The following is a 25060-nucleotide window of genomic DNA, read 5'->3' as shown; positions in this document are numbered from 1 at the left end:
TTCCTTGCGGGCAACCGTGGAGGCCTCGTGTCGGCTGTCCTGACATCCCCGATCGGTCTTCGACGCGATTCCGGCCTGCGTCCGCGCCCGGCCGCGCTGCCGGAGCACGCCGATGTCGTCGTGGTCGGCGGCGGGTTGATCGGCCTGTCGATCGCCTGGCGGCTCGCGGGCACCGGCCGCTCCGTCACGGTGATCGAGCGCGACACCGTCGGCGCCGGGGCGAGCCTCGCCGCCACCGGCATGCTGGCGCCGGCCGCCGAGCACGAGCCCGGCTCCGACCTGCTCCTGCCGCTGGCGCTCGACAGCCTCCGCCGCTGGCCCGCGTTTCGCGATGCGTTGCAGCAGGCGTCGGGCGTCGGCATCGATTACCGGGAGGAGGGCACCCTGGTGCTCGCCATCGGCCGCGACGAGGTCGAACGGCTCCGCTTCCGCCACGATCTCCAGCGCCGCTCGGGCGTCGCCGCCGAATGGCTCTCCGGCCCGCAGGTCCGCACCCGCGAACCGCTGCTGCGGCCGAACGTGACCGCTGGGATCTTCTGCCCGCGCGATGCCCAGGTCGATCCGCGGCTCGTCATGCAGGCGCTGGTGCGGGCCTGCGACGCGGCCGGGGTCGGCATCGTCGAGGGTCTCGCCGTCGATCACGTCGCCTATCGCGGCGAACGCACGTCAGGCATCGTGACGAGCCAAGGCAGCATCGCAGCCGACACCGTGATCCTCGCTACCGGTGCCTGGAGCGGGCAGGGCGGTCTGCTGCCGAATGGGCTCATTCTGCCGGTGCGGCCGATCAAGGGACAGTCCCTCGCGCTGAAGACGACGAAGCGCACCGGCACCCTGGCGCACATGGTCTGGACAGAGCAGATTCACATGGCCCCGAAAGGAGATGGCTCCCTCATCGTCGGCGCCACGGTGGAGGATTGCGGCTTTCGCGACGGCGTCACCGCGGGCGGACTCTTCGCCCTGTTGGAGGGTGCGCGCCAGGTTCTGCCGGGTGTCGAGGAGATGGAGGTCGAGGCTGTCTGGAGCGGATTCCGCCCAACCTCCGACGACGACGCCCCCATCGTCGATGCCCTGCCGAACGGCCTCGTCATCGCCACCGGCCACCACCGCAACGGCTATCTCCTGGCCCCGGCGACCGCCGACGCAGTGGTCGATTTGGTGGAGACAGGGACGCTGCCGGATGTCTGCCGCGGCTTCGGCCTCGCGCGGTTCGTGCAGGCGGAAGACGAGCGCCGCCAGAGGGCCGGCGCATGAAGTTGATCGTCAACGGCGAGCCGCGCGAGCACGAGGCCGGGAACGTCGCGGCCTTGTTCGCGATCGAGGCCGAGGAACGGGCTCTGCCGGCGGAAGGCATCGCCATCGCCCTCAACGGCCGGGTCGTGCGCAGGACGGATTGGGCCGAAACCCCGCTGAGCGAGGGCGACCGCATCGAGATCGTCCGCGCCATGCAGGGTGGCTGAACGCAGGAAAGAAGGGTTCTTCCATGGCCCATCACGATACGAATCTCGCAGCGCAAGCCGGCGACGATCTCCTCGAGATCGCGGGCCAGAAACTCGCCTCGCGGCTGTTCATCGGCACGGCCGGCTACCCGAGCCAAGGCATCATGGCGGATTCCGTGCGCGCTTCCGGCGCCGAGGTCGTCACCGCCTCGATCCGCCGCGTCTCGCTGCAGGGCCACGGCTCGGACACCTTCCAGAAGCTCAAGGGCAAGCGCTTCCTGCCCAACACGGCGGGTTGCGAGACCGCCCGCGACGCGATCATGACCGCTGAGCTCGCCCGCGAAGCCCTCGACACGACCTGGATCAAGGTCGAGGTCATCGGCAACCGCGAGACGCTCTATCCCGACGTCGTCGAGCTGATGGAGGCCTGCCGCCACCTCGTGGACGACGGCTTCACGGTGCTGCCCTATTGCAACGACGATCCGGTGATCTGCGAGCGGCTTGCCGACATGGGCTGCGCCGCCGTGATGCCGATGGGCTCGCTGATCGGCTCCGGCATGGGCGTGGCGAACCCGGCCAATCTCGAACTGATCTGCCGCCGCTCCCCGGTGCCGGTCATCGTCGATGCCGGCATCGGCACGGCGTCCGACGCGGTGATTGCCATGGAGCTCGGTGCGGCGGCCTGCCTGATCAACACGGCGGTCGCCAAGGCGGACGATCCGGTGCGGATGGCAGCCGCCATGCGTCACGCCGTCGAGGCAGGACGGCTGGCCCATCTCGCCGGACGCATCCCGCGCCGGGGCCGCGCCGAGCCTTCGAGCCCGCAGCTCGGCCTCGTCGGATCTTGATCCCATCGCCGCTGCTTGTCGTCACCGACCGCCACGGGTCGGCGCGGCCGCTCGTCGAGACGGTCCGGGCGGTGCTCGACGGGGGCGCGCGCTGGATCTGGTTTCGCGACAAGGACCTGGAGCCGGCGACACGGCGTGATCTGGCGTTAGAACTGCTCGCCCTCGTGCGCACCGCCGGCGGCCGGCTGACGATCGGCGGCGACGCGGTTTTGGCTGCCGAGATCGATGCGGATGGGGTTCAACTCGGCGCTGCGTACTTGGAGCTCGTACCGAAATCCGCCGACGCGTTCGGCGATCGAGCAGTAGACCTCGAGCCGTCATTGCGAGGCGAAGTCGAAGCAATCCAGGGCCAACGCACTGGCGTCGGCGTGTCGGCCCTGGATTGCTTCGCTACGCTCGCAATGACGGATGAGGCTCCTCGGCGGAAAGGCAGGGGGCGAGAAGCGTTCGTCGTCGGCGTTTCCGCTCACAGCCTCGGCGACGTTCGCCGCGCTAGAGAGGCCGGCGCCGACTACGCCACGCTGAGCCCGATCTTCACGACCGCGAGCAAGCCGGGCTACGGCCCGGCACTCGGGCTCGACGGGTTGCACGAAGCCGCCGCCATCGGCCTGCCCGTGGTCGCGCTCGGCGGCATCGCACCCGAGCATGCGGTGGCCTGCCGCGAAGCGGGCGCCGCCGGTATTGCGGTGATGGGTGGGATCATGCGCGCGGCCGATCCGGCTGCCGCAACGCGGCGCTACCTTCAGGCCCTGCACCCGCTCACTTGAGGGCGTCGATCCCCGCCTGACACACGACCGACGTCCTGGTCGCTCGTCCCGCCGGAGCAGCCGACCGCGCCGATCAGCTTGCCGTCGACGATTAGCGGAATGCCGCCGGGCGAGGCGGCAAGCTCGGGATCGAGCGTGCCGTAGATCGGCGGCCCCTTGGCGTAGGCCTCGAAGAACACCCGCGTCTCGCGCCGCCAGCGCGCCGCCGTCCGGGCCTTGCGCTGGGAGACGCCGACCGAGGCGAGTTGCGCGCCATCCATCCGGGCGAAATGGACGAGGTCGCCATGCGTGTAAACGACGGCGATGCTCATCGGCCAGCCGCGCTTCTCCGCCTCGGCCTGCGTGGCCGACACGATCGCACGGGCCTGTTCAAGGCCGACCGGCGCGCCGTAGGGGACGCCGAACGGGATCTTTTCGGGAAGATTGGGTGCGGCGGGCGCCGGCTGGTGGGCGCAGACGGACCCCGTGCCGATCGCGAGGACGAGTGTCGCCACGGCGAAGTCGATCGGACGCATGGTGTTTCCTCGGGCCAAGACCTTCCGGTCTCTTGCACGGGATGCATGTATGACGCGGGCAATGCGCGGCGAGCGCAGAAAATCGCCCGGCCCTATGGCGCTGCGGCGCGACGCGTATAGAACCCCTTCAAATCCCGATCCTTTCCAGCGCGCCGGCATCGGGCCGGACACGGACGCCGCATGATCAACTCACCCCTGATGACCGTCATGGTCGACGCCGTGCGCAAGGCCGCCCGCGGCCTCAAGCGCGATTTCGGCGAGGTCGAGAACCTGCAGGTCTCGCGCAAGGGCCCCGGCAACTTCGTCTCGGCCGCAGACCGCAAGGCCGAGGAAATTCTGCGCGACGCGTTGATGAAGGCGCGGCCCGGCTATGGCCTGGTGCTCGAAGAGGACGGCGTGATCGAGGGCTCCGACAAGAGTCACACCTGGCATGTCGACCCGCTCGACGGCACCACCAACTTCCTGCACGGCATCCCGCATTTCGCGATCTCGGTCGGGCTCGAGCGCGACGGAATGGTCGTCGCGGGCGTGATCTACGATCCGATCAAGGACGAGCTGTTCATGGCCGAGCGCGGCAAGGGCGCTTACCTGAACAACCGCCGCCTGCGCGTCTCGGGCCGCTCCGAGCTGGCCGACGCCCTCGTCGCCTACGGCTCGCCCTATCTCGGCCGCGGCGACCCGCACCGCCTGCTGAAGGAGGTCGCCGCCGTGATGGCGATCACCGGCGGCGCGCGCCGGTTCGGCTCGGCGGCGCTCGATCTCGCCTACGTCGCCTGCGGACGCAGCGACTTCTACTGGGAGCGCGACATCAACTCCTGGGACATCGCGGCCGGCATCATCCTGGTGCGCGAGGCCGGCGGCTTCGCCACCAACGCCGACGGCGGCGCCGAGCCCCTGGCCGCCAAGACGGCGGCGAAGTCGGTCGCAGCCGGCAACGAGGTACTGCATCGCGAGCTGATCGCGATCCTGCGCAAGGCGAACGCGTAGCCTCGACCGAATTGAGCGGCGCGGATCGTGTCGACGGATCAGTGATCACCGGAGCCATCATGTCCAGCCGCGTCACTCGAAGCGCTGTCCTCGTCCTCCTCGTCGCGTTGCCGTTCGGCGCGGCTGGCCCGGCATCCGCACAAAGTCCGGCGCAATCCTATCTCTTCGGCGAGAAGCGCTTTCGGAACGCCTGCAGGCCACCCCTGAAATACGCGGCCGGCGCTTGCGTTCGCCGCTGCCCTGCCGGCTACGAGAGCATGGGCGGTTACTGTCGCTTCCGATCGATGAGACGTTAACGCCGGTCTGGCGCCGGTCATCCCGTTTGCCTTAAACGGCACTGAACATTCCAGACGAAGAGCCGATCCGCATGGACGCCCGCAAGCACAGCGCACTCAAGGACTCGATCCGTTCGATTCCGGATTACCCGAAGCCGGGCATCGTCTTTCGCGATATCACCACCCTGCTCAGCGACCCGCGCTCGTTCCGGCGGGCGGTCGATTCCCTCGTCCATCCCTATGCCGGCGGGCGGATCGATCAGGTCGCGGGGATCGAGGCGCGCGGCTTCATCCTCGGCGGCGCGGTGGCGCACCAGCTCTCGTCGGGCTTCGTGCCGATCCGCAAGAAGGGCAAGCTGCCCCACACCAAGGTCTCGCTCGCCTACGCGCTGGAATACGGCACCGACGAGATCGAGATCCACGTCGACGCGATCAAGCCGGGCGACAAGGTGCTGCTGGTCGACGACCTCATCGCCACCGGCGGCACCGCCACGGCGGCGGTGAACCTGCTGCGCCAGCTCGGGGCGGAGGTCGTCGCAGCCTGCTTCGTGATCGACCTGCCGGAAATCGGCGGGGCGCAGAAGCTGCGCGACCTCGGCGTCCCGGTGCGGACCCTCATGGAGTTCGAAGGGCACTGAGCGGCGAGGGCTCTGCCCTCGCGCTCCTGCCGGAGGGCTGAGCCCTCTGGACACCCTGGTTAGGCGGCGAGACTCTCGAACAGGCCGCGTCCGTCCGTTCCGCCGATCAGGTCTTCGACGAAGTTTTCGGGGTGGGGCATCATCCCGAGCACGTTGAGTTTTTCCGAGTAGATGCCGGCGATGGCGTTCAGCGAGCCGTTGCGGTTCGCGTCCACCGTCAGTTCGCCGGCGGCATCGCTGTAGCGGAAAGCGATGCGGCCCTCGCCCTCGAGCCGGGCGACCGTCTCGGGATCGGCGAAGTAGTTGCCCTCGCCATGGGCGACGCAGACGTCGATGACCTGACCCTTGGTGTAGGCCCCCGTGAAGCGCGTGTCGGCCCGCTCCACCCGCAGCATCTGCCGGTGGCAGATGAAGCGGCGGTCGACGTTGCGCATCAGCACGCCCGGCAGCAGGCCCGATTCGCACAGGATCTGGAAGCCGTTGCAGATGCCGAGCACGAGGCCGCCGCGGGCCGCATGCGCTCGAACCGCATCCATCGCGGCCGCACGCCCGGCGATGGCGCCGCAGCGCAGGTAATCGCCGTAGGAGAAGCCGCCCGGCAGCACAGCGAGGTCCGTTCCGGCCGGCAGCTCGGTGTCCGCGTGCCAGACCTTCGTCACTTCGGCGCCGGCTAGGGTGAGCGCGCGGGTGACGTCGGCATCGCGATTGGAGCCGGGGAAGACGATGACGGCCGCACGCATCAGGCGATCTCGATCGAGTAGTTCTCGACCACCGTGTTCGCCAGAAGCTTCTCGCAAGCAGTCTTGAGCGTGTTTTCGGCCTGGACCGGGTCGTCGCCCTTGATCTCGACGTCGAACACCTTGCCCTGGCGGACACTTCCGACGTCCTGAATACCGAGGGACTTCAGGGCGGCCTCGATGGCCTTACCCTGAGGGTCCAAAACTCCGGTCTTCAGGGTGACGACGATACGAGCCTTGGTCATGTGAGCTCTTGAACTTCGAGGACGACGTTGCCTTCTCCATACCGGTTCGGCTGCGTGCCGGATAGGGCGGAGACGAAGGGCGCCACAGGGTGATCGGTTTGTGGGCTGCCTCGTTTCAGCCCCGCCGGTGACGGCCTACTCCCACTCGATCGTCCCAGGCGGCTTCGAGGTGATATCGTAGGTCACCCGGTTGATGCCCTTCACCTCGTTGATGATCCGTGTCGCGACGCGGCCGAGGAAGGCCATCTCGAAGGGGTGGAAGTCGGCGGTCATGCCGTCGATCGAGGTGACGGCGCGGAGCGCGCAGACGTGGTCGTAGGTGCGGCCGTCGCCCATCACGCCCACCGTCTTCACCGGCAGGATCACGGCAAACGCCTGCCAGATCGTGTCGTAGAGGCCGGCTTGACGGATCTCGTCGAGATAGATCGCGTCGGCCTTGCGCAGCGCCTCGAGTTTCTCGCGGGTGATCATGCCGGGGCAGCGGATCGCGAGGCCGGGGCCGGGGAAAGGGTGGCGGCCGACGAAGCTCTCGGGCAGGCCGAGCTCCTTGCCGAGGAGCCGAACCTCGTCCTTGAACAGCTCGCGCAGGGGCTCGACGAGCTTCATGTTCATGCGCTCGGGCAGGCCGCCGACATTGTGGTGGCTCTTGATCGTCACCGAGGGGCCACCGGAGAACGACACGCTTTCGATCACGTCTGGGTAGAGCGTGCCCTGGGCGAGAAAGCCGGCGCCACCGAGCTTCTTCGCCTCCGCGTCGAATACGTCGATGAACAGACGGCCGATCGTCTTGCGCTTGACCTCCGGGTCGTCGACGCCTTCGAGCGCGTCGATGAACATGTCCTGCGCCTGCACGTGCACGAGCGGGATGTTGTAGTGGTCGCGAAACAGTCGGACGACCTCCTCGCCCTCGCCCTGCCGCAGCAGGCCGTGGTCGACGAAGACGCAGGTCAGCTGCTCGCCGATCGCCTCGTGGATCAGCACTGCCGCCACGGAGGAATCGACGCCGCCGGAGAGCCCGCAAATCACTTTCTCGGAGCCGACCTGCTCGCGGATTTTCTGGATCGCCTCCTCGCGGTAGGCACCCATGGTCCAGTCGCCCGAGCAGCCCGCGATGTCGCGCACGAAGTTGCGGATCAGCAGGGCGCCGTGCGGGGTGTGGTGCACCTCGGGGTGGAACTGTACAGCGTAGTACTTTCGCGACTCGTCCGCCACGGCGGCGAAGGGCGCGTTGCGCGACATCGCGATGGTGGCAAAACCCTCGGGCAGCTTGGTGACGCGGTCACCGTGGCTCATCCAGACCGGGTACTTTTCGCCGACATGCCAGACGCCCTCGAATAGGGGCGAGTCGGACAGAATCTCGACTTCGGCTCGGCCGAACTCGGCATGGTGTCCGGCCTCGACCTCGCCGCCGAGCTGGGCTGCCATGGTCTGCTGGCCGTAGCAGATGCCGAGCACCGGGATGCCGGCCTCGAAGATCTTTTGCGGGGCGCGCGGCGACAACTCACTGGTGACCGATTCCGGACCGCCGGAGAGGATCACGCCCTTCGGCCGGTGCTCGTCGAAGGCCGCGTCGGCCTTCGTGAACGGCACGATCTCGCAATAGACGCCCTCCTCGCGCACGCGGCGCGCGATGAGCTGCGTCACCTGCGAGCCGAAATCGACGATCAGGATCTTGTCGTGATGGGAGGTGTCGAGCAGGGACGTCATGGGGCCTCGGGCGTGTCGCCGACCGGGTTAGACGAGCGCTCCGGGCGGTGCAACGCGAGGGGCCGCACGGGCTCCATGCAGGGTCGATGGGCCGGGGATAGCGTCAGACCACGACCGGCTGCACCATCTGCTCGCCGACCCCAAACACCCGCTTGTAGCGTTCAACCTCCGCCGCCGGCCCCTGGGCCTTCGATGGGTTGTCCGAGATCTTCACGGTCGGGCGGCCATCCGTCTCGATCACCTTGCAGACGATCGAAACCGGATCGAGCCGTCCGTCCGGCACGAAGCCGCGAAAATCGTTGGTGAGCAGGGTGCCCCAGCCGTAGCCGATCCGCACGCGCCCGTGGAAATGCGCGTGGATCGTCTCGATCGCGTCGACATCGAGCCCGTCCGAAAAGATCGCGAGTTTTTCGCGCGGGTCGGCGCCGCGGGAGCGCCAGAAGCGGATCGCTTCCTCGCCGCCTTCGATCGGATCCTTCGAGTCGATGCGGATGCCGGTCCAGTCCGTCAGCCAGTCCGGCGCGCCTGCGAGAAAGCCGGTGGTGCCGTAGGTGTCCGGCAGGGCGACGAGCAGGTTGCTCTCATAGTCCTGCTGCCAGTCGGCGAGGACGTCGTAGGGGGCCTGCGCCAGGGCCGCGTCGTCATCCGCCAATGCGGCATAGACCATCGGCAATTCGTGCGCGTTCGTGCCAACGGCCTCGACCTCGCGGCGCAATGCGATCAGGCAGTTGGAGGTGCCGAGGAAGCGGGAGCCCAAGCCCTCCGCCATCGCCTGCACGCACCAGTCCTGCCAGAGGAAGCCGTGGCGGCGGCGGGTGCCGAAATCGGCGATCGAGAGATCGGCCAACCGGTGCAGGCGCTCGATCTTCTCCCAGACCCGCGTCATCGCGCGGGCATACACCACCTGCAGGTCGAGCTTGCCGAGATCGCGCAGCACTGCCCGCGAGCGCAGCTCGTTGAGGATTGCCAGCGCCGGCACCTCCCACATAGTGGTCTCGATCCAGGGGCCGTGGAAGGTCAGCTCGTACTGGCCGTCGCGCGCCGCGAGTTCGTAGTCGGGCAGCTGGAAGCCCTCGAGCCAGTCCAGGAACTCGGCCGAGAACATCCGGCGCTTCCCGTAGAAGGCGTTGCCGCGAAGCCACGTCGATTCGCCCCGCGACAGCCGGAGCGTGCGCGCATGGTCAAGCTGCTCGCGCAACTCGCCCGCGTCGATCTCGTCGGCGATGCGGATTCGGGTCGTTCGGTTGTGGATGCCGAAGGTGACGGCGACGTCGCGATGGCGGCGAAAGATCGTCTGCGCCATCAACAGTTTGTAGAAATCGGTGTCGAGCAGCGACCGGACGATCGGATCGATGCGGAAGTTGTGATCGTGGGCGCGGGTGGCGAGGTCGAGCATCGCGTTTGGTCGGCACCCCTGTCCGGCGCCGAAACCCGGCAGCCACCACGAGAGGCTTTCCGTCGATCAAGGCCGAAGTCAACGCGATGGGGCGGCACTCCCCTCGAAGCGCCGCCCCATCGTATTGCCGCCGTCTATGCCACGCTCAGGCCAGATCGACCTTCTTCGTCTCCGTCTTCGGGCTCTCGCCGGTCAGCGTGGCCTTCACGAAGCCGTAGAGGTGGACCATCGTGCTGTTGGGGCTGTCCCAGTACTCGCCCTGCTCGGGATGGACGCGGATCAGCGCCACTTCCGGGTCGTCCTTGCCGTTCGGGAACCAAGTCTTCAGGCTGGCATTCCACTTCGAGTCGATCACCGATTGGTCGGTGACGATCTCGGCCTTGCCGGCGACCGAGACGTAATGCTGCTTCGAGGGATCGGAGAAGCTGAGGTTGATCTGGTTGTCGCGGCTGATCTCGGCGGTCTTCGGCGAGTGCAGCTTGGTGAAGAACCACAAGTCGCCGTTCTCGTCGGCATCGTTGTTCCACATCGGCCGGCTGTTGAGCGTGCCGTCGGGATCGGCGGTCGTCATCATCGCGATCTTAACGTCCTTGATCAGTTCGAAGAGCTTTTTCGCGCCTTCGTGGTCGCGGTGATTGCCCTGATGCATGGGTCTGAACTCTCCAACTCCGTGCCCGGACGTGACCGCCATCGGCGACGGCCATCCGGAATGCGCCTCGACAACGGGCGTGCGGCGGGTTGGTTCAGGTGCAAACGCGCGTGGTTGGCGCTGCAGCCAGCGCATGTCGCCGCGGTTTTGGTCGGAGCGCTGCTGGCCTTGCCGGCTTCAGCCGAAGTCCGGTTTGGCCCTGGTGTGCAGATCGGCGGCCATGATTTTTCGAACCGTCGCTATCGTAGCGTGCACATCGAGCGCGTGAGGCGCCTTCCGGGTCCGTCGGGCTGCCGCCATGTCCGGAACGGAGTCTATCGCCGCGGCGACGGCTCGATAGTGCGTGGGCCGATGGAGCAGTGCAATCTCATCGCGATTCCGCCGTCACAGCGTCGGTGACGCAAGCTCCGGTTCGGGCTGGCGTTTCGGGCGCACGGGGTTACATGGGCGGTACATCCAGAAGACCGATGAGAGCGGGCCAGTCGCCTGCGAGGAGTATGCCTTGGCGATCACCCGTGACGACGTGATCAATGCGCTGTCGACCGTGAAGATCGATCGCGGCGGCACGACGCTGCCCGGTTCCGGCCGGCTCTCGCAGGTCGTCGTCGATGCGACGAACCGCGTGATGTTCTCGATCCTGATCGATCCGAGCGAGGCCGAGCGCTTCGAGACCGTGCGTCGCGAGGCCGAGGGATGCGTGCTTGCTATGCCCGGCGTCTCCGGCGTCTTCGCCAGCCTCACCTCGGAGCGTGGCCCGAACGCGCCGCCGCCCCAGGCTCCGCAGCAATCCGGCCCCGGCCCGGGCACGCCTCTGCCTCCGCCGCGCACAGGCGCGGCGTTGCCGGGCGTCAAGCACATCGTCGCCGTCGCCTCCGGCAAGGGCGGCGTCGGCAAGTCCACGACGGCCTGCAACCTCGCTCTGGCGCTCCACGCCCAGGGCCTGCGGGTCGGTATGCTCGATGCCGACATCTACGGCCCGTCGATGCCGAAACTGCTGGGCATCTCCGGCAAGCCCCGGGTGATCGAGGGCAAGACCCTGGAGCCCATGCAGGGCTACGGCCTCAAGGTCATGTCGATCGGTTTCCTGATCGAGGCGGAATCCGCGATGATCTGGCGCGGGCCGATGGTGCAGTCGGCCATCACGCAGATGCTGCGCGACGTAGCCTGGGGCGAGCTCGACATCCTCATCGTCGATATGCCGCCCGGCACCGGCGACGCCCAACTCACCATGGCCCAGGCGACGCCGCTGGCCGGCGCCGTCATCGTCTCGACGCCGCAGGATCTGGCGCTGATCGATGCGCGGCGCGGCGTGACCATGTTCAAGAAGGTCTCGGTGCCGATTCTCGGCATCGTCGAGAATATGGCGACTTTCATCTGCCCGAATTGCGGCCACGCCTCCGACATCTTCGGGCATGGCGGGGCGCGGGCGGAGGCGGCGCGGCTTGATGTGCCGTTCCTCGGCGAAGTGCCGCTGACCATGGCGATCCGCGAAACCTCGGACGCCGGCCGGCCGGTCGTCGCCACGGACCCGGACGGTCCGCAGGCCAAGATCTATCGCGACATCGCTCAAACGCTCTGGGCGAACCTGAGTGGAGCGCCGGCCGGCCGTACGGCGCCGCGCATCGTCATCGAGTAGCGCGCCCGCCATGACGCCGCCGACCCTCGGCGTGATCCTGGCCGGCGGCCTCGCCCGTCGGATGGGGGGAGGAGACAAGCCGCTCCTTCGGCTCGGCGGCCGCACCCTACTCGACCGCGTGGTGGAGCGGCTGGGGCCGCAATGCGCCGCCGGGCTGGTGCTGAGCGCCAACGGCGATCCGGCTCGCTTTCGCGAATTCGCAGGCCCGGTCCTGCCCGACAGCGTCGGCGGCCATCCCGGACCGCTTGCGGGCATTTTGGCGGGGCTCGACTTCGCCGCCGGGCATCGTCCGGGAGTGAGCCACGTCGTCAGCGTGGCGAGCGACACGCCGTTCCTGCCGCCGGATCTCGTCGCGCGGCTGCATCGAGCGTTGAACGACAGCTGCCCGATCGCCGTCGCCGCTTCGGGCGGGCGCGATCACTATGCCGTCGCGCTCTGGCCCGTCTCGTTGCGCGGCGACCTATGCGCTGCGCTTGGCGAACGGGATGAGCGCCGCCTCGGTGCCTTCATTGCGCGCCACGGCAGCGCGATCTCCGAATGGCCCGTCGAGCCGGTCGATCCGTTCCTCAACGTCAACGCGCCCGCCGACCTTGCGGCCGCCGAGGCGATTCTAAAGGATACAGCTGCGGCATCGCGGCTCTGACGCTGCGATCCCGCTCAGCCGGCGGCTGCGCGGCCGAGGCGGGGCCGCGAAATCCGTGAGGCGCCGCGCCGGGCATCGGGCTGCACCCCTCCCGTCCGGGCGGCGATCCAGAGGACGTGACGGCGGCCGCTGCCTCCGTTGGCGCGCACGCGTACCTCCTCGACCGCGAAGCCCGAGCGCTCGAGGCGGGACTTGAACATCCGGTCCGGCCCTTGCGACCAGACGCCGAGGATGCCGCCGGGGCGGAGCGCGGCGCGGGCCTGGCCGATCCCGTCGACGCCGTAGAGACGATCGTTCTCGCGGCGCATCAGGCCCTCGGGGCCGTTATCGACATCAAGGAGGATCGCGTCGTACTGCGCCGGTTTCAGCCGAATCTGGCGGCCGACATCGTCCACGCGCAGGTCGACTCGAGGATCGTCGAGGATGCCGGCGAAGATATGGGAGAGGGGACCGCGCGCCCAGGCGGCGACGGCGGGCACCAGTTCGGCGACGACGATCGCGGCATCCGGGCCGAGGTCGTCGAGGGCGGCACGCAACGTGAAGCCCATGCCCAGGCCGCCGATCAGCATGCGGACGCGAGGCCGGCCGCGCAGGCGTTCGCAGACGAGGTTCGCCAGCGCCTTCTCCGAGGCGCTGAGGCGGTTGTTCATGAGTTCGATGGTGCCGACGACGATGGAAAACTCGTCGCCGCGCCGCATCAGACGCAGCGTGCTGTCCTCACCGGGCACGGTGCCGGTATCGAGATGAACCCAGGGGATCATGGAAAAAACTCGCTGCGGCGCGTGAAACCATAGGAAGGCGGATCACCGAGCCGATGGCGCATGATCGAGAACGCTGCGTTCAACCGTGCCGGCGGCGGCGAGAGACCTCGCCGCCGCGAAAACTCAGATAGCTCAAGCGGTTGCTACGGTCACCTTGACCATCTTGTCCGGCGAGCGCGGCGGCTCGCCCTTGTTCAGGCTGTCGACCACGTCCATCCCTTCGACGACCTTGCCCCAGACGGTGTATTGCTTGTCGAGGAAGCGGGCGTTGTCGAAGCAGATGAAGAACTGAGAATTCGCCGAGTGCGGGAAGTTGGTCCGCGCCATCGAGCAGGTGCCGCGCACGTGCGGCTCGGCGTTGAACTCGGCGTTCAGGTCGGGAAGCTCGGAGCCGCCCGAGCCGGTGCCGGTCGGGTCGCCGGTCTGGGCCATGAAGCCGTCGATGACCCGGTGGAACGGCACGCCGTCATAGAAGCCCTGGCCGACCAGCGTCTTGATGCGCTCGACATGGTTCGGCGCGAGGTCGGCGCGCAGTGCGATCACGACGCGGCCCTTCGTCGTCTCCAGGACGATGGTCTCGTTGGTTTCAGCCATGCTTTCGGATCCTTACGGTTTCGGTCTTCGGTCGATGAGATGCAGGACGATCATATGCCCGGCGAGTCGGCCCGCCATAGCATGGGAGATTCGCACGGGCGTGCAGGTTCGAAGGGACGCCATGGTTGCCGCGACGAGGTTCGCTCGCGCAGTCGGTATCGGAACGCTGGCAACGAAGGGGGTGTCGAAGAATGCCGCCGATCATGCCAGCGTCGTTTAGGATGAGCTGGACGATGATCTCAACCCCATCACGTCTTTCGCCATCGTATGGCGCATGACGGCAGGCACTCGTGGCGCTGCAAAGCTCGCCAGGACTCTACCCATGACGTTGCTGCACCATAGGGATCGCGCCCGTCGCACCGCTCAGACACCCCGGCCCTTGGGGCCTTCGTAGACGAAGCGCAGCGCCAGCGGCCGCCCGGCAATGGCGCCGCCAAGAGCCGGCGTGATCCGGGCCGGCGTGCAGCGGCGGACAGCAGAGAGGCTCGCTTCGATCAGAAGCGCCTTGCCGCGCGCGTCGGCGGGCGTCTGCGAGAAGGTGATCCGCGGGCTTCCGATCACCGAGCCGTCCCGGCGCAGGCTGAAGCGCACGGTGATCTCCGTGCGTTCGAATTTGGCCAGCCCCTCCGGCGCCTGCCAGCAGGCGGCAAGCGCCGGAAACAGGTCGCGCAGGGTATCGATCGGTTTGCCGCCGACAGGCTTTTCGCCCCCGGCCATGCCCTGCAGCGGAACCTGGACGGTACCGCGCAGGGTATCGGGCAGGCTGAGGGGCGGCTGGAGCGGGCCGTAGCCAAGTGCCGACGCCGGCAGCGCCGCGACCATCACCGAGATGGCAGCGAGCCGGCGCATCGCCCGCTCAGTTCGCGAGCTTCAGCGAGACGATCTTGTCGGGGTTCGTCACGGCGCCGCCCTGTGCACCGGGATCCGCCTTCTTGATCTTGTCGACGACATCCATGCCGCTCGTGACGACGCCGACGACGGTGTACTGGCCGTTGAGGAACGGCGAATCACCGAGGCAGATGAAGAACTGCGAGTTCGCGGAATTCGGATCGCCCGAGCGGGCCATGCCGAGGGTGCCGCGCTTGAACGGCGCGGAAGAGAACTCGGCCGGGATGTTCGGCAAGCTCGATCCGCCGGTGCCGTTGCCTTTGGGGTCACCGGTCTGCGCCATGAAGCCGTCCATGACGCGATGGAACTTCAGGCCGTCGTAAAAGCCCTTGCCGATCAAAGTCTTCATTTGCTTGACGTGCTTCGGTGCAATCTCGGGACGTAGCTCGATCGTGACGCGACCATCCTTGGTCTCGAGGTAGACGGTGTTGGAATCCGCTGCCCGCGCGGGCGCGGACAGCCCGAGCGCGGCGGTCAGCGCGAGCGTGAGGACGGCAAGCCGGCGGTTCATAATGGTGTGATCTCCTCAGGTCGTCTTGGATTCTGCGAAGCGTGCGGCGAGGCGCTCGGCGACGAGCCGCGGCACGAAGGGCGACACGTCCCCGCCCATGGCCGCGATCTGGCGCACCAGGGTCGCCGTGATCGGCCGGACGCCGGTCGAGGCCGGAAGGAACACGGTCTGCACCTCCGGCGCCATGGTGGCGTTCATGCCGGCGAGCTGCATCTCGTAGTCGAGGTCGGTGCCGTCGCGCAGGCCGCGGATGAACACGCTGGCCCCATGCCGCCGAGCCACCGAGACCGCCAGATCGTCGAAGGTGACGATCTCGACCCCGCAGCCCTCCGCCTCGGCCAGCGGCGCACAGGTCTGTTTGAGAAGTTCGGCCCGCTCTTCGGCCGAAAACATCGGAGCTTTGCCCGGATGCACGCCGATCGCCAGCACGAGACGCTGGGCCAGGCGGCTCGCCTGACGCACCACGTCGAGATGGCCATTCGTCACCGGATCGAACGAGCCGGCATAAAGCGCTGTGCGGGTCATCGCGCTGGGAGGTAGAGCATTTTGGGGGGGAACGAAACCGGGTGTCGACCTTGCGCTGGCGTCATTCCGGGGCGCGCCGAAGGCGCGAACCTGGAATGACGGAGCTCAGGCCTGCTCGCCGCCGCCCTCATCCTCGATCTCGACCTCCATGCCGTCCTCACCCTCGATGTGCTCGACGGAGACGACCCGTTCGGCCTTGTCGGTGTTGAAGACCGTCACGCCCTGCGAGGCGCGGCCGACGATGCGGATGTCGTCCACCGGCACGCGGATGAGCTGGCCGGCATTGGTGACGAGCATGATCTGGTCGCTCGGCTCCACCGGGAACGAGGCGATCAGGCTGCCGTTGCGGGCGTTGACCCGCATCGCGGTGATGCCCTTACCGCCACGGCCCGAGGTCCGGTACTCGAAGGACGAGGTGCGCTTGCCGTAGCCGCGCTCCGACAGGGTGAGGACGAACTGCTCGCGAGCTCCCATTTCCTCGTAGCGCTCTAGGGAGATCGCGGCTTCCGCCACGCCCTCGTCGGCCTCTGCTTCGGCGCCCGTCTCGCCGGCCTCTTCGCCCGGCTCGCCGATCACGGCGCGGCGCATCTTGAGATAGCCCGAGCGCTCCTCCGGCGAGGCATCGAAGGCGTTGAGGATCGCCATCGAAATGACCTTGTCGTCCTTGGCCAGATTGACGCCGCGCACGCCGGTGGAGTCGCGTCCCTTGAAGACGCGCACGTCCTCGACGGGGAAGCGGATGCACTGGCCGTTGGCAGTCGTCAGCAGCACGTTCTGGTCGGCGCGGCAGATCTCGACATGGACGATGTGGTCGCCCTCATCGAGCTTCATGGCGATCTTGCCGTTGCGGTTCACCACCACGAAGTCGGACAGCTTGTTGCGCCGGACGTTGCCGCTGGCGGTCGCGAACATCACGTCGAGCGTCTCCCAGGAGGCCTCGTCCTCCGGTAGCGGCATGATCGTGGTGATGCGCTCACCCTCGTTCTGCAGCTGCAGGATGTTGACGAGGGCCTTGCCCTTGGCGTTCGGCGCGGCCACCGGCAGGCGCCAGACCTTCTCCTTGTAGGCCTGCCCCTGGTCGGAGAAGAACAGCACCGGCGTGTGGGTGTTGGCCACGAACAGCCGGGTGACGAAATCCTCGTCGCGGGTCGACATACCGGTGCGGCCTTTGCCGCCGCGGCGCTGAGCCCGATAGGTCGAGAGCGGCACGCGCTTGACGTAGCCGGCATGGGACACGGTGACGACCATGTCCTCGCGCTGGATCAGGTCCTCGTCGTCGACGTTCGAATCGTAGTCGAGGATGACGGTCTTGCGCGGCGTGGCGAAGGCCTCTTTGACCTCCGCAAGCTCGGTCTTGACGATGGCCTGAATCCGGGCGCGCGAGCGCAGGATGTCGAGGTAGTCGGCGATCTCTTCGGCCAGCTTCTTCAACTCGTCGCCGATCTCGTCGCGGCCGAGAGCCGTGAGGCGCTGCAGGCGCAGATCGAGGATGGCGCGGGCCTGGACCTCGGAGAGCCGGTAGCTGCCGTCTTCCTTCACGCGATGGCGCGGGTCGTCGACCAGCGCGATCAGCGGGGCGATGTCGAAGGCCGGCCAGTCGCGGCCCATCAGGGCTTCGCGCGCCGTGTTCGGATCCGGCGAGGTCCGGATCAGGCGGATAACCTCGTCGATGTTGGCGACGGCGATGGCGAGGCCGCACAGGACGTGGGCGCGCTCGCGGGCCTTGTTGAGAAGGAACTTCGTCCGCCTGGAGACGACCTCTTCGCGAAAATCGATGAAGGCGGTGAGGAGGTCCTTCAGGTTCATCAGCTCGGGGCGGCCGCCGTTCAGCGCGACCATGTTGGCGCCGAAGGAGCTCTGCAGCGGCGTGAACCGATAGAGCTGGTTCAGCACCACCTCGGCCATCGCGTCGCGCTTGATCTCGACCACGATGCGCATGCCGTCGCGGTCGGATTCGTCGCGCAGATCGGAGATGCCCTCGATCCGCTTCTCCTTCACCAGCTCCGCGATCTTCTCGATCAGCGTCGCCTTGTTCACCTGATACGGGATCTCGGTGAAGATCAGAGCCTCGCGCTCCTTGCGCAGCTCCTCGACCTGCGACTTCGCCCGCATGATGATTGAGCCGCGACCGGTGGCGTAGGCCTGCCGCGTGCCGGCCCGGCCGAGGATCGAGCCGCCGGTGGGGAAATCGGGTCCGGGCACGATCTCGGTCAACGCCTCGATCGTCATGCCCGGATCGTCCATCAGGGCGAAGCAGGCGTCGATCAGTTCGCCGAGATTGTGCGGCGGAATGTTGGTCGCCATGCCGACGGCGATGCCGCCGGCGCCGTTGACGAGCAGGTTCGGGAAGCGCGCCGGAAGGACCGTCGGCTCTTCGCGGGTGTCGTCGTAGTTCGACTGGAAGTTGACGGTGTTCTTGTCGATGTCGGCGAGCAGCGACATCGCAGGCTTGGCCAGCCGCGATTCGGTGTAGCGCATCGCCGCCGGCGGATCGCCGTCGACCGAGCCGAAATTGCCCTGCCCGTCGATGAGCATCAGGCGCATCGAGAACTCTTGGGCCATGCGGACCAAGGCGTCGTAGATCGATTGGTCGCCGTGCGGATGGTACTGACCGATCACGTCGCCGACGATGCGGGCCGATTTCACGTAGCGCCGCTCGGGCAGGAAGCCGCTCTCGTAGGCCGAGTAGAGGATGCGCCGATGCACCGGCTTGAGCCCGTCGCGCGCATCCGGCAGCGCCCGGCTCACGATCACGCTCATCGCGTAATCCAGGTAGGAGCGGCGCATCTCGTCGGTGATCGAGACCGGCTTGATGTCGTTGGCCGGCGGCGTCGGAGGATCGCCCGCGCCGGACTTGTCGTTGTCTGCCAAGCTCTTGTGTCCGTCTATCGAGGTGTCGGCTTCCGAAGCGGCGGGGCAGGGGGCCCGGCCATTCGATCCTGCACCTTCGGAAGGTGCTCGCGGCGTTTAGAGAAGACCGTGTGATTTCAAGTGGTTAATTAGTCATTTCGCAGGACCGGCGCAACCCGCTCGCCCCCCGATCCGACAGGGATCGACAGCTAACAGGATCGCCCCGCGAAGACCATTGTCGCCGGTGGATAGATCAGGCGGTTCGCTTGCGACGGAGATCGAACAAATATAGAACAAACATCGGCTGTGGTTGACGGGTACAAACGCCGCGACCGGGTTGCCGCGGCTCGCTTCGCCCGCCATGAGTTCGGCCGGGCGAACGGCCCTCGTGAGATCGGACGGTAGGAGAGAGGCATGGCGGGCAGCGTCAACAAGGTGATCCTGGTGGGCAATCTCGGGCGCGATCCCGAAACGCGCCGGCTGGCCTCGGGCGATCCGGTGGTGAACCTCCGGCTCGCGACCTCGGAATCCTGGAAGGACAAGGCGAGCGGCGAGCGCAAGGAGAAGACCGAGTGGCACTCGGTCGTGATCTACAACGAGAACCTCGCCCGCGTCGCCGAGCAGTACCTGCGCAAGGGCTCGAAGGTGTACATCGAGGGTCAGCTCCAGACCCGCAAATGGACCGACCAGTCAGGCGTCGAGAAGTACACCACCGAGGTGGTGCTGCAGCGTTTCCGCGGTGAGATAACCCTGCTCGACGGCCGTGCCGGCGGCGGCGGCGACTTCGCCGGCAGCGATGACGATGGCGGCGGCCAGATCAGCCGCGGCGGCGATTACGGCGGCGGCGGTGGTGGCCGTTCCGGCGGGGGCGGCGATTACGGCGGAGGCCGTTCTTCCGGTGGCGGCGGCGACCGCAAGCCGGCCGGCGGTGGTGGCAGCGGCAGCAGCTCGGGCGGCGGCCGCCCGAGCTACGATCTCGACGACGACATCCCGTTCTAGGCCGGTCTGGTAGCCATCCTCCGTCGCGGGTTGCCGCCCGCGGCGGGGGAGCCTAAGAGCCCGGCCTCATCACACGGCATGGGAGACGAGGATGCGGCCTTCGAAGCGCGCTCCGGACGCGATGCGCAAGGTCACGCTCGAGCGGGCCGTCGCCCGCTATGCGGAAGGCTCCTGTCTCGTCACCTTCGGCGAGACCAAGGTGCTCTGCACGGCCTCCCTCGAAGAGCGCGGTCCGCCCTGGCTGCGCGGCTCCGGCAAAGGCTGGATCACGGCCGAATATTCCATGCTGCCGCGCGCCACGCACGAGCGCACCCGCCGCGAGGTGAATTCCGGCAAGCCTTCCGGCCGTACGCAGGAAATCCAGCGCCTGATCGGCCGTAGCTTGCGCGCCGTGACGAACCTCCCCGCGATCGGCGAGAAGCAGATTTCGATCGATTGCGACGTGCTGCAGGCCGATGGCGGCACCCGCACAGCCGCCATCACCGGCGCCTGGGTCGCCCTGCACGAGTGCTTTTCGTGGATGCGCGCCCGTTCGATCATCTCGGTAGACCCCCTGCGCGATCACGTCGCCGCCGTCTCCTGCGGCATCTACAAGGGCACCCCGGTGCTCGACCTCGAATACGTGGAGGACTCGGCCGCCGACACCGATGCGAACTTCGTGATGACCGGCAAGGGCGGCATCGTCGAGGTGCAGGGCACCGCGGAGCAGGAGCCGTTTTCCGAAGAGCAGTTCCTGGAACTGCTCCGTCTCGCCCGCGGCGGCATCTCGGAGCTCGTCGCCCTACAGAAGCAGACCATCGCGTGAGCACGCCGCGCCTCCTAGCGGGCCGCGTCGTCATCGCGACCCACAATGCCGGCAAGCTCGTGGAGATGCGCGAGCTGCTCGCGCCCTTCGGTATTGCGGCGGTCTCGGCCGGCGAGCTGAACCTGCCCGAGCCCGACGAGCCCGGCACGATGTTCGCGGAGAACGCGGCCATCAAGGCGCATGCGGCGGCTCAAGCCTCGGGCCTGCCGGCCTTCGCCGACGATTCCGGCCTCTGCGTCGAAGCGCTCGACGGCGCTCCGGGGATCTTTTCGGCCCGCTGGGCCGGCCCGGACAAGAATTTTTCGGGCGCCATGGCCCGGATCGCAGAGGAAGTCGCCCGGCGCGGCACGCCCTCGACCCGCGCGCATTTCGTCTCGGCGCTCGTGCTGGCCTGGCCCGACGGCCACACCGAACTGTTCGAGGGTCGCGTCCACGGCAACCTCGTCCCGCCGCGCGGAACCCTCGGCTTCGGCTACGATCCGCTGTTCCTGCCCGACGGGTTCGATCGCACCTTCGGCGAGATGTCCTCGCAGGAGAAGCACGGGGTGGATTGGCAGAGTGGGGCCGCGCTCTCGCACCGCGCCCGCGCCTTCGTGCTGCTCGCCGCCGCCTGCCTGCGCCGTCCGGCCTGATTGCGTCCGGTCGGCTGCGCGCGCATCTGAGACCCATGTCCCATTCCGAAGTGCCGGACCACCCGACCCGCGACGCGGGCTTCGGCATCTACCTGCACTGGCCGTTCTGCGCCTCGAAGTGCCCGTATTGCGATTTCAACAGCCATGTCCGCTACGCGCCCGTGGACGAGGTGCGCTTCCTCGCTGCCTTCAAGGCCGAGATCGCCCATACCGCGGCCCGGACGCCCGGCCGCACGGTCTCCAGCATTTTTCTGGGTGGGGGCACGCCGTCGCTGATGAAACCGGAGACCGTGGCCGGCCTGCTCGATGCTGTCGCCGCCGCGTGGGGCACGACGCCCGATGTCGAGATCACGCTGGAGGCCAATCCCACCAGTGTCGAGGCGGGCCGCTTCCGGGGTTATCGCGCAGCGGGCGTCAACCGCGTCTCGCTCGGGGTGCAGGCGCTGAACGATCCGGACCTGAAGGCGCTGGGCCGCCTGCACAGCGTCGCCGAGGCGCTCGCCGCAGTCGAAACGGCCGCCGCCCATTTCGAGCGGTACTCCTTCGACCTGATCTACGCCCGCCCGCGCCAGACGCCGGGGGCCTGGCGTGCCGAGCTGACCGAGGCGATCGCCCATGCGGCTGAGCACCTCTCGCTCTATCAGCTCACCATCGAGCCCGGCACGCCGTTCTTCGGCCTCGCTAAGGCCGGGAGGCTGGTGCCGCCGGACGACGACGCATCGCGCGCCCTCTACGACGTAACGCAGGAGGTCTGCGACCGGGCCGGCCTCTCGGCCTACGAGATCTCGAACCATGCGCGCCCCGGTGCGCAGTCGCGCCACAACCTGCTCTACTGGCGCTACGGCGAGTATGCCGGCATCGGCCCCGGCGCCCATGGACGCCTCGTCCTGCCCAAGGGCCGCACCGGCACGGTGACGGAGAAGGCGCCCGAAGCTTGGCTAGCCCGCGTCGAGCGTGACGGCCACGGCATCGTCGAGACCGAGGCGCTCACGCCCGACGCGCAGGGTGACGAGTATCTGATGATGGGCCTGCGGCTAGCCGAGGGTATAGACCCGGACCGCTACGCGATACTCAAGGGGAGGGCGCTCCATCCCGGCCGCATCGAGATGCTGCTTGGCGACGGGTTGATTGCGCGGACCGGGACGGGTCGCATTGCCGCGACGGCGCGGGGGGCGCCTGTGCTCAACGCGTTGGTGGCCGAATTGGCCGGTTGATCGTCTTCAGATCCCCGACGGACCTAGCGATTTCGGCGCCGGGCTCACGACTGCCGCAGCATTACCGCGGATCTCATAGACCGCCAGTGCCCGCTCGCTCGTCCCCTCCGGCTTGAACCGGAACGTCCCGTCGATTCCCGCAAAGCCCGAGGGCACCGTCAGCGTCGTGTCGGTGAAGCGTTGCGTACCGTATTGCTTGGTGAGCGCTGCGGTCAGCGAGACTGCGTCGTAGCCGAGCGACGCCACCCGTGGAGGGGTCGCGCCGAAGCGGGCCTGATAGCGCTGCGCGAAAGAGGCGAAGCCGGCAGTGTCGGGGGCGGCGAACATACCGCCCTGGAAGGCCGGCAGCGCCAGCACGCGCGGGTCGTTCCAGAGCGCCGTGCCGACCGGCCGAACGCGTGCGGGCGAGAAGCCGGTTTTGGTCAGGGCGGCGCCCATGGTGACGAGCCCGTCGACCGCGCCCGGCAGGAATAGCGCGTCGGCCTGCGCGCCCGGTCCGGCGATAACGCCTTTCAGCCGTTCGACGGCGGCGCCGGGATCGGCGGGGGCGTAGCGCTCCACGCCGACGAGGCGGGCGCCCTTGCGCGCAACGGCTTCACGGAACTGCGCCTCCACCGCGTTGCCGTAGGTCGTCTCGGGAATCAGCGCGGCGAAGGAGCGGCGGCCGCCGGCAGTGGCCTCGTCAACGACGCGGTCGACTTCGGATTGCGGCAGGAAGCTGATGAGGTAGACGCCGCGCGCCGCCACCGCCGCATCCGTCGAGAAGGCGATGACGGGTTTGCCGGCATTGCGCACCGGCGCGCCGACGGCGGCGACGTTCGCCGCGAAGAGCGGGCCGAGCACGAGTTCCGCGCCCTCGGCCAAGGCCGCCTGGGCCGCCTCGCGCGCGCCCTCGGGCGTGCCGCGATCGTCCTTCACGACGATGCTGAGATCGGGTTTTTGAAAGTCCTCGAAGGCGAGTTCGGCTGCGTTGCGCAAAGCCGCGCCGACGGTCGCGCCCTGGCCCGTCAGCGGCACGATCAGCGCGACCTTCACGCTGCCCGAGCCGATTTGGTTCGCACGCGGCGTCGCCGGATCGGCTGGAGGCGCTTCGGCTTGCGGAGCGATGGCCTCGGGGCGCGAGCGCGGCGCGTCCGTCCCGCCGACACAGGCGCTCAGCGCCAAGGCCAGCAGCCCAACAGCGGCACCATAGGCGTTTCCGAAAAACCTTGGGCGGTCACAGCTCATCGAACAGCCTCCAGAATTCCCTCCCGCGCGGTTTGGATCGCGGCACGATGTCGGTGCGCCTGCGAAAAGTAAATGCGAGGCGGGCGTTCGCAGCGGTCTGCAAGGCTGCGCGACCGTGGCATTGTCGTTCCCATGACACAGCGAATCGACAAGCGTGGGCAGAAGCCCGGCACGCGCACGCCTCCGCCGGACGGAAGCCCCGAGGCCTCTCACATAAAGACGCCGGGGACCTTTACGGCCTTCGGCCTCGCCGCCGAGGCGGAGCCGCTGCCGGCCGGCCTCTACATCGTCGCGACGCCGATCGGGAATCTTCGCGACGTCACCTTCCGCGCGCTGGCGACGCTGGCCGCGGCGGATGCGGTACTGGCCGAGGATACCCGCGTCACCCGCACGCTGATGATGCATTACGGGATCACGACGCCGCTCGTGGCCTACCACGAGCATTCGAACGAGGCCGTACGGGAGCGGATGATCCTGCGGATGCAAGGCGGCGAGACCCTGGCGCTGGTCTCCGATGCAGGCACGCCGCTCGTCTCCGACCCGGGCTACAAGCTCGTCGGCGCGGCGATCGCCGCCGGGATCGCCGTCACCCCGATCCCCGGACCTTCGGCGGTCATGACGGCGATCGTGGCGGCTGGCCTGCCCACCGACCGCTTCTTCTTCGAGGGTTTTTTGCCGCAGAAGTCGGGCGCACGGCGCAATCGGCTCGAAGCGCTCGGCGCGATCCCGGGCACCCTCGTGCTGTTCGAGTCGCCCCACCGCCTGCCGGAGATGCTGGCGGATGCCGCCGCGATCCTCGGCGGCAGCCGGCCGGCCGCGGTCGCACGCGAACTCACCAAGTTCTACGAGACGATCCGGCGCGGAAGCCTCGGCTCGCTCGCAGAGACCTTTGCGGAGGAGGGCGCGCCGAAGGGCGAGGTCGTAGTGGTGATCGGCACGGCGGTCGAGGAGGTCGCGGAAGGCGCCGATGAAGATCTCGACGCGCGGATCGTGGTGGCGCTGACACGCCACTCGATCAAGGATGCGGCGGCCCTTGTCGCAGACGAGACCGGCCAGCAGAAGCGCGTCGTCTATGCCCGCGCCCTGGCCCTCGCCCGCCGCAGCGATGACGGCGCCTGAGACCCGCCGCCGCGCTACCTACATTCGCGGTCTCGACGGCGAGACCCTGGCGCTCGTCGCGTTGCTGCTGAAAGGCTACCGTCCGCTCGCACGACGCTACAGCGCGGCCGGCGGTGAGATCGACCTGATCGTCAGGCGCGGGCGGACCATCGTGTTCGTCGAGGTCAAGTCGCGGGCGACGCTCGCCGATGCGCAGGGGGCGATCGATGCCCGGAAGCGCGCCCGGTTCTCCCGAGCGGTCAGGGTCTGGCTGTCGCGCAATCCACTGCCGCCTGATGCAACGCTGCGGGCGGACGCGGTGTTCGTCGCGCGCCGGGCCTGGCCGGTGCACCTGATCGACGCTTTCGCGATCGAGGGTGGGTGAGAGTCCCCGCACGGTCATTCGGGGTTTAGCCGTAGGCGGGCCTCCGAAATCCACGAACGAACGCCGCGTATCGAGTGGGTTCCGCTGGGCGA

At 68.1% G+C, this 25060-nt stretch carries 29 protein-coding genes; 16 read left to right on the top strand and 13 right to left on the bottom strand.

Annotation, left to right across the window (positions count from 1 at the left end):
- Positions 1-27: 27 nt before the first annotated feature.
- Genes thiO through FV217_RS05355 form a run of 4 tightly spaced genes read left to right on the top strand, consistent with a single transcriptional unit; the run spans position 28 to position 3051 of the window.
- Positions 28-1251, top strand: a complete 1224-nt coding sequence (gene thiO / locus FV217_RS05370; RefSeq protein ID WP_147815042.1) for a glycine oxidase ThiO — start codon at positions 28-30, stop codon at positions 1249-1251.
- A complete protein-coding gene (gene thiS / locus FV217_RS05365) occupies positions 1248-1457 on the top strand; it encodes a sulfur carrier protein ThiS (protein WP_147815040.1) in 210 nt (69 codons plus the stop codon). The genes thiO and thiS overlap by 4 nt, the downstream gene beginning before the upstream one ends.
- 23 nt (positions 1458-1480) lie before the next feature.
- Positions 1481-2284 (top strand): thiazole synthase, encoded by an 804-nt coding sequence (locus FV217_RS05360; protein ID WP_147815038.1) that lies wholly within the window; start codon positions 1481-1483, stop codon positions 2282-2284.
- On the top strand, positions 2278-3051 hold the full coding sequence (locus FV217_RS05355; protein ID WP_147815134.1) for a thiamine phosphate synthase: 774 nt from the start codon (positions 2278-2280) through the stop codon (positions 3049-3051). The genes FV217_RS05360 and FV217_RS05355 overlap by 7 nt, the downstream gene beginning before the upstream one ends.
- On the opposite strand, the gene FV217_RS05350 is transcribed toward FV217_RS05355, so the two are convergent.
- The gene (locus tag FV217_RS05350) at positions 3027-3566 is read right to left on the bottom strand and encodes a heme-binding protein (protein ID WP_187272442.1); all 540 of its coding nucleotides are present in this window, start codon (positions 3564-3566) and stop codon (positions 3027-3029) included. The two genes, FV217_RS05355 and FV217_RS05350, sit on opposite strands and share 25 nt — an antisense overlap.
- 180 nt (positions 3567-3746) lie before the next feature.
- Here FV217_RS05350 and FV217_RS05345 point away from each other — a divergent pair, with 180 nt between their 5' ends.
- The 3 genes from FV217_RS05345 to FV217_RS05335 all read left to right on the top strand — a co-directional run bounded on the left by FV217_RS05345 (position 3747) and on the right by FV217_RS05335 (position 5466).
- On the top strand, positions 3747-4553 hold the full coding sequence (locus tag FV217_RS05345; protein WP_147815034.1) for an inositol monophosphatase family protein: 807 nt from the start codon (positions 3747-3749) through the stop codon (positions 4551-4553).
- Positions 4554-4612: 59 nt separating this feature from the next.
- The gene (locus FV217_RS23320) at positions 4613-4849 is read left to right on the top strand and encodes a hypothetical protein (RefSeq protein ID WP_147815132.1); all 237 of its coding nucleotides are present in this window, start codon (positions 4613-4615) and stop codon (positions 4847-4849) included.
- A 71-nt stretch (positions 4850-4920) separates the two neighbouring features.
- Positions 4921-5466, top strand: a complete 546-nt coding sequence (locus tag FV217_RS05335; protein WP_147815032.1) for an adenine phosphoribosyltransferase — start codon at positions 4921-4923, stop codon at positions 5464-5466.
- Positions 5467-5525: 59 nt separating this feature from the next.
- On the opposite strand, the gene purQ is transcribed toward FV217_RS05335, so the two are convergent.
- The 5 genes from purQ to FV217_RS05310 all read right to left on the bottom strand — a co-directional run bounded on the left by purQ (position 5526) and on the right by FV217_RS05310 (position 10200).
- Entirely contained in the window at positions 5526-6206 is a 681-nt protein-coding gene (gene purQ, locus FV217_RS05330) for a phosphoribosylformylglycinamidine synthase subunit PurQ (RefSeq protein WP_147815030.1), read from the bottom strand.
- Positions 6206-6448 carry a phosphoribosylformylglycinamidine synthase subunit PurS gene (gene purS / locus FV217_RS05325; RefSeq protein WP_147815028.1) on the bottom strand — a complete coding sequence of 81 codons (243 nt, stop codon included), beginning with the start codon at positions 6446-6448 and terminating at the stop codon, positions 6206-6208. Before purS ends, purQ begins: the two co-directional genes overlap by 1 nt.
- Positions 6449-6583: 135 nt before the next feature.
- Positions 6584-8155: a glutamine-hydrolyzing GMP synthase gene (gene guaA, locus FV217_RS05320; RefSeq protein ID WP_147815026.1), complete on the bottom strand. Its 1572-nt coding sequence runs from the start codon at positions 8153-8155 to the stop codon at positions 6584-6586.
- Positions 8156-8258: 103 nt separating this feature from the next.
- A complete protein-coding gene (gene pncB / locus FV217_RS05315) occupies positions 8259-9551 on the bottom strand; it encodes a nicotinate phosphoribosyltransferase (RefSeq protein WP_147815024.1) in 1293 nt (430 codons plus the stop codon).
- 145 nt (positions 9552-9696) lie between these two features.
- Positions 9697-10200 (bottom strand): pyridoxamine 5'-phosphate oxidase family protein, encoded by a 504-nt coding sequence (locus FV217_RS05310; RefSeq protein WP_147815022.1) that lies wholly within the window; start codon positions 10198-10200, stop codon positions 9697-9699.
- 120 nt (positions 10201-10320) lie between these two features.
- On the opposite strand from FV217_RS05310, the gene FV217_RS23315 reads away from it, so the two are divergent.
- From FV217_RS23315 to mobA, 3 genes are all read left to right on the top strand, one after another.
- Positions 10321-10599, top strand: a complete 279-nt coding sequence (locus tag FV217_RS23315; protein ID WP_147815130.1) for a hypothetical protein — start codon at positions 10321-10323, stop codon at positions 10597-10599.
- A gap of 103 nt (positions 10600-10702) precedes the next feature.
- The gene (locus FV217_RS05300) at positions 10703-11836 is read left to right on the top strand and encodes an Mrp/NBP35 family ATP-binding protein (RefSeq protein ID WP_147815020.1); all 1134 of its coding nucleotides are present in this window, start codon (positions 10703-10705) and stop codon (positions 11834-11836) included.
- 10 nt (positions 11837-11846) lie between these two features.
- Complete coding sequence (gene mobA / locus FV217_RS05295) at positions 11847-12479, top strand: molybdenum cofactor guanylyltransferase MobA (RefSeq protein ID WP_147815018.1); 633 nt, start codon at positions 11847-11849, stop codon at positions 12477-12479.
- Between the two features lie 14 nt (positions 12480-12493).
- Here the strand turns inward: mobA and FV217_RS05290 are convergent, their stop codons facing one another.
- The 6 genes from FV217_RS05290 to gyrA all read right to left on the bottom strand — a co-directional run bounded on the left by FV217_RS05290 (position 12494) and on the right by gyrA (position 18629).
- Positions 12494-13240, bottom strand: coding sequence for a hypothetical protein (locus tag FV217_RS05290; RefSeq protein WP_147815016.1), 747 nt, complete (start codon positions 13238-13240; stop codon positions 12494-12496).
- A 132-nt stretch (positions 13241-13372) separates the two neighbouring features.
- On the bottom strand, positions 13373-13834 hold the full coding sequence (locus FV217_RS05285) for a peptidylprolyl isomerase (protein WP_147815014.1): 462 nt from the start codon (positions 13832-13834) through the stop codon (positions 13373-13375).
- Between the two features lie 363 nt (positions 13835-14197).
- Positions 14198-14683 carry a hypothetical protein gene (locus FV217_RS05280; RefSeq protein ID WP_238230633.1) on the bottom strand — a complete coding sequence of 162 codons (486 nt, stop codon included), beginning with the start codon at positions 14681-14683 and terminating at the stop codon, positions 14198-14200.
- Between the two features lie 7 nt (positions 14684-14690).
- Positions 14691-15233 (bottom strand): peptidylprolyl isomerase, encoded by a 543-nt coding sequence (locus FV217_RS05275; protein ID WP_147815012.1) that lies wholly within the window; start codon positions 15231-15233, stop codon positions 14691-14693.
- A gap of 15 nt (positions 15234-15248) precedes the next feature.
- Complete coding sequence (gene coaD / locus FV217_RS05270; protein ID WP_147815010.1) at positions 15249-15758, bottom strand: pantetheine-phosphate adenylyltransferase; 510 nt, start codon at positions 15756-15758, stop codon at positions 15249-15251.
- A gap of 105 nt (positions 15759-15863) precedes the next feature.
- Positions 15864-18629: a DNA gyrase subunit A gene (gene gyrA / locus FV217_RS05265; protein WP_147815008.1), complete on the bottom strand. Its 2766-nt coding sequence runs from the start codon at positions 18627-18629 to the stop codon at positions 15864-15866.
- A gap of 393 nt (positions 18630-19022) precedes the next feature.
- On the opposite strand from gyrA, the gene ssb reads away from it, so the two are divergent.
- The 4 genes from ssb to hemW all read left to right on the top strand — a co-directional run bounded on the left by ssb (position 19023) and on the right by hemW (position 22258).
- On the top strand, positions 19023-19607 hold the full coding sequence (gene ssb, locus FV217_RS05260) for a single-stranded DNA-binding protein (protein WP_147815006.1): 585 nt from the start codon (positions 19023-19025) through the stop codon (positions 19605-19607).
- 91 nt (positions 19608-19698) lie between these two features.
- Positions 19699-20412 (top strand): ribonuclease PH, encoded by a 714-nt coding sequence (gene rph, locus FV217_RS05255; RefSeq protein WP_147815004.1) that lies wholly within the window; start codon positions 19699-19701, stop codon positions 20410-20412.
- Positions 20409-21044, top strand: coding sequence for an RdgB/HAM1 family non-canonical purine NTP pyrophosphatase (gene rdgB, locus FV217_RS05250; RefSeq protein ID WP_147815002.1), 636 nt, complete (start codon positions 20409-20411; stop codon positions 21042-21044). The genes rph and rdgB overlap by 4 nt, the downstream gene beginning before the upstream one ends.
- Positions 21045-21079: 35 nt before the next feature.
- Positions 21080-22258 (top strand): radical SAM family heme chaperone HemW, encoded by a 1179-nt coding sequence (gene hemW, locus FV217_RS05245; RefSeq protein ID WP_147815000.1) that lies wholly within the window; start codon positions 21080-21082, stop codon positions 22256-22258.
- Between the two features lie 6 nt (positions 22259-22264).
- Here hemW and FV217_RS05240 read toward each other — a convergent pair whose 3' ends face one another.
- A complete protein-coding gene (locus FV217_RS05240; RefSeq protein WP_147814998.1) occupies positions 22265-23485 on the bottom strand; it encodes a penicillin-binding protein activator in 1221 nt (406 codons plus the stop codon).
- 132 nt (positions 23486-23617) lie between these two features.
- On the opposite strand from FV217_RS05240, the gene rsmI reads away from it, so the two are divergent.
- Both rsmI and FV217_RS05230 read left to right on the top strand, forming a co-directional pair.
- A complete protein-coding gene (gene rsmI / locus FV217_RS05235; protein ID WP_147814996.1) occupies positions 23618-24604 on the top strand; it encodes a 16S rRNA (cytidine(1402)-2'-O)-methyltransferase in 987 nt (328 codons plus the stop codon).
- Positions 24591-24968 carry a YraN family protein gene (locus FV217_RS05230; RefSeq protein WP_238230628.1) on the top strand — a complete coding sequence of 126 codons (378 nt, stop codon included), beginning with the start codon at positions 24591-24593 and terminating at the stop codon, positions 24966-24968. The genes rsmI and FV217_RS05230 overlap by 14 nt, the downstream gene beginning before the upstream one ends.
- Positions 24969-25060 lie beyond the last annotated feature (92 nt).

The organism is Methylobacterium sp. WL9 (genome assembly GCF_008040035.1).
In the GTDB taxonomy this organism is placed as follows: Bacteria; Pseudomonadota; Alphaproteobacteria; order Rhizobiales; family Beijerinckiaceae; genus Methylobacterium; species Methylobacterium thuringiense.
This window is presented reverse-complemented; position numbering and strand designations above follow the sequence as displayed.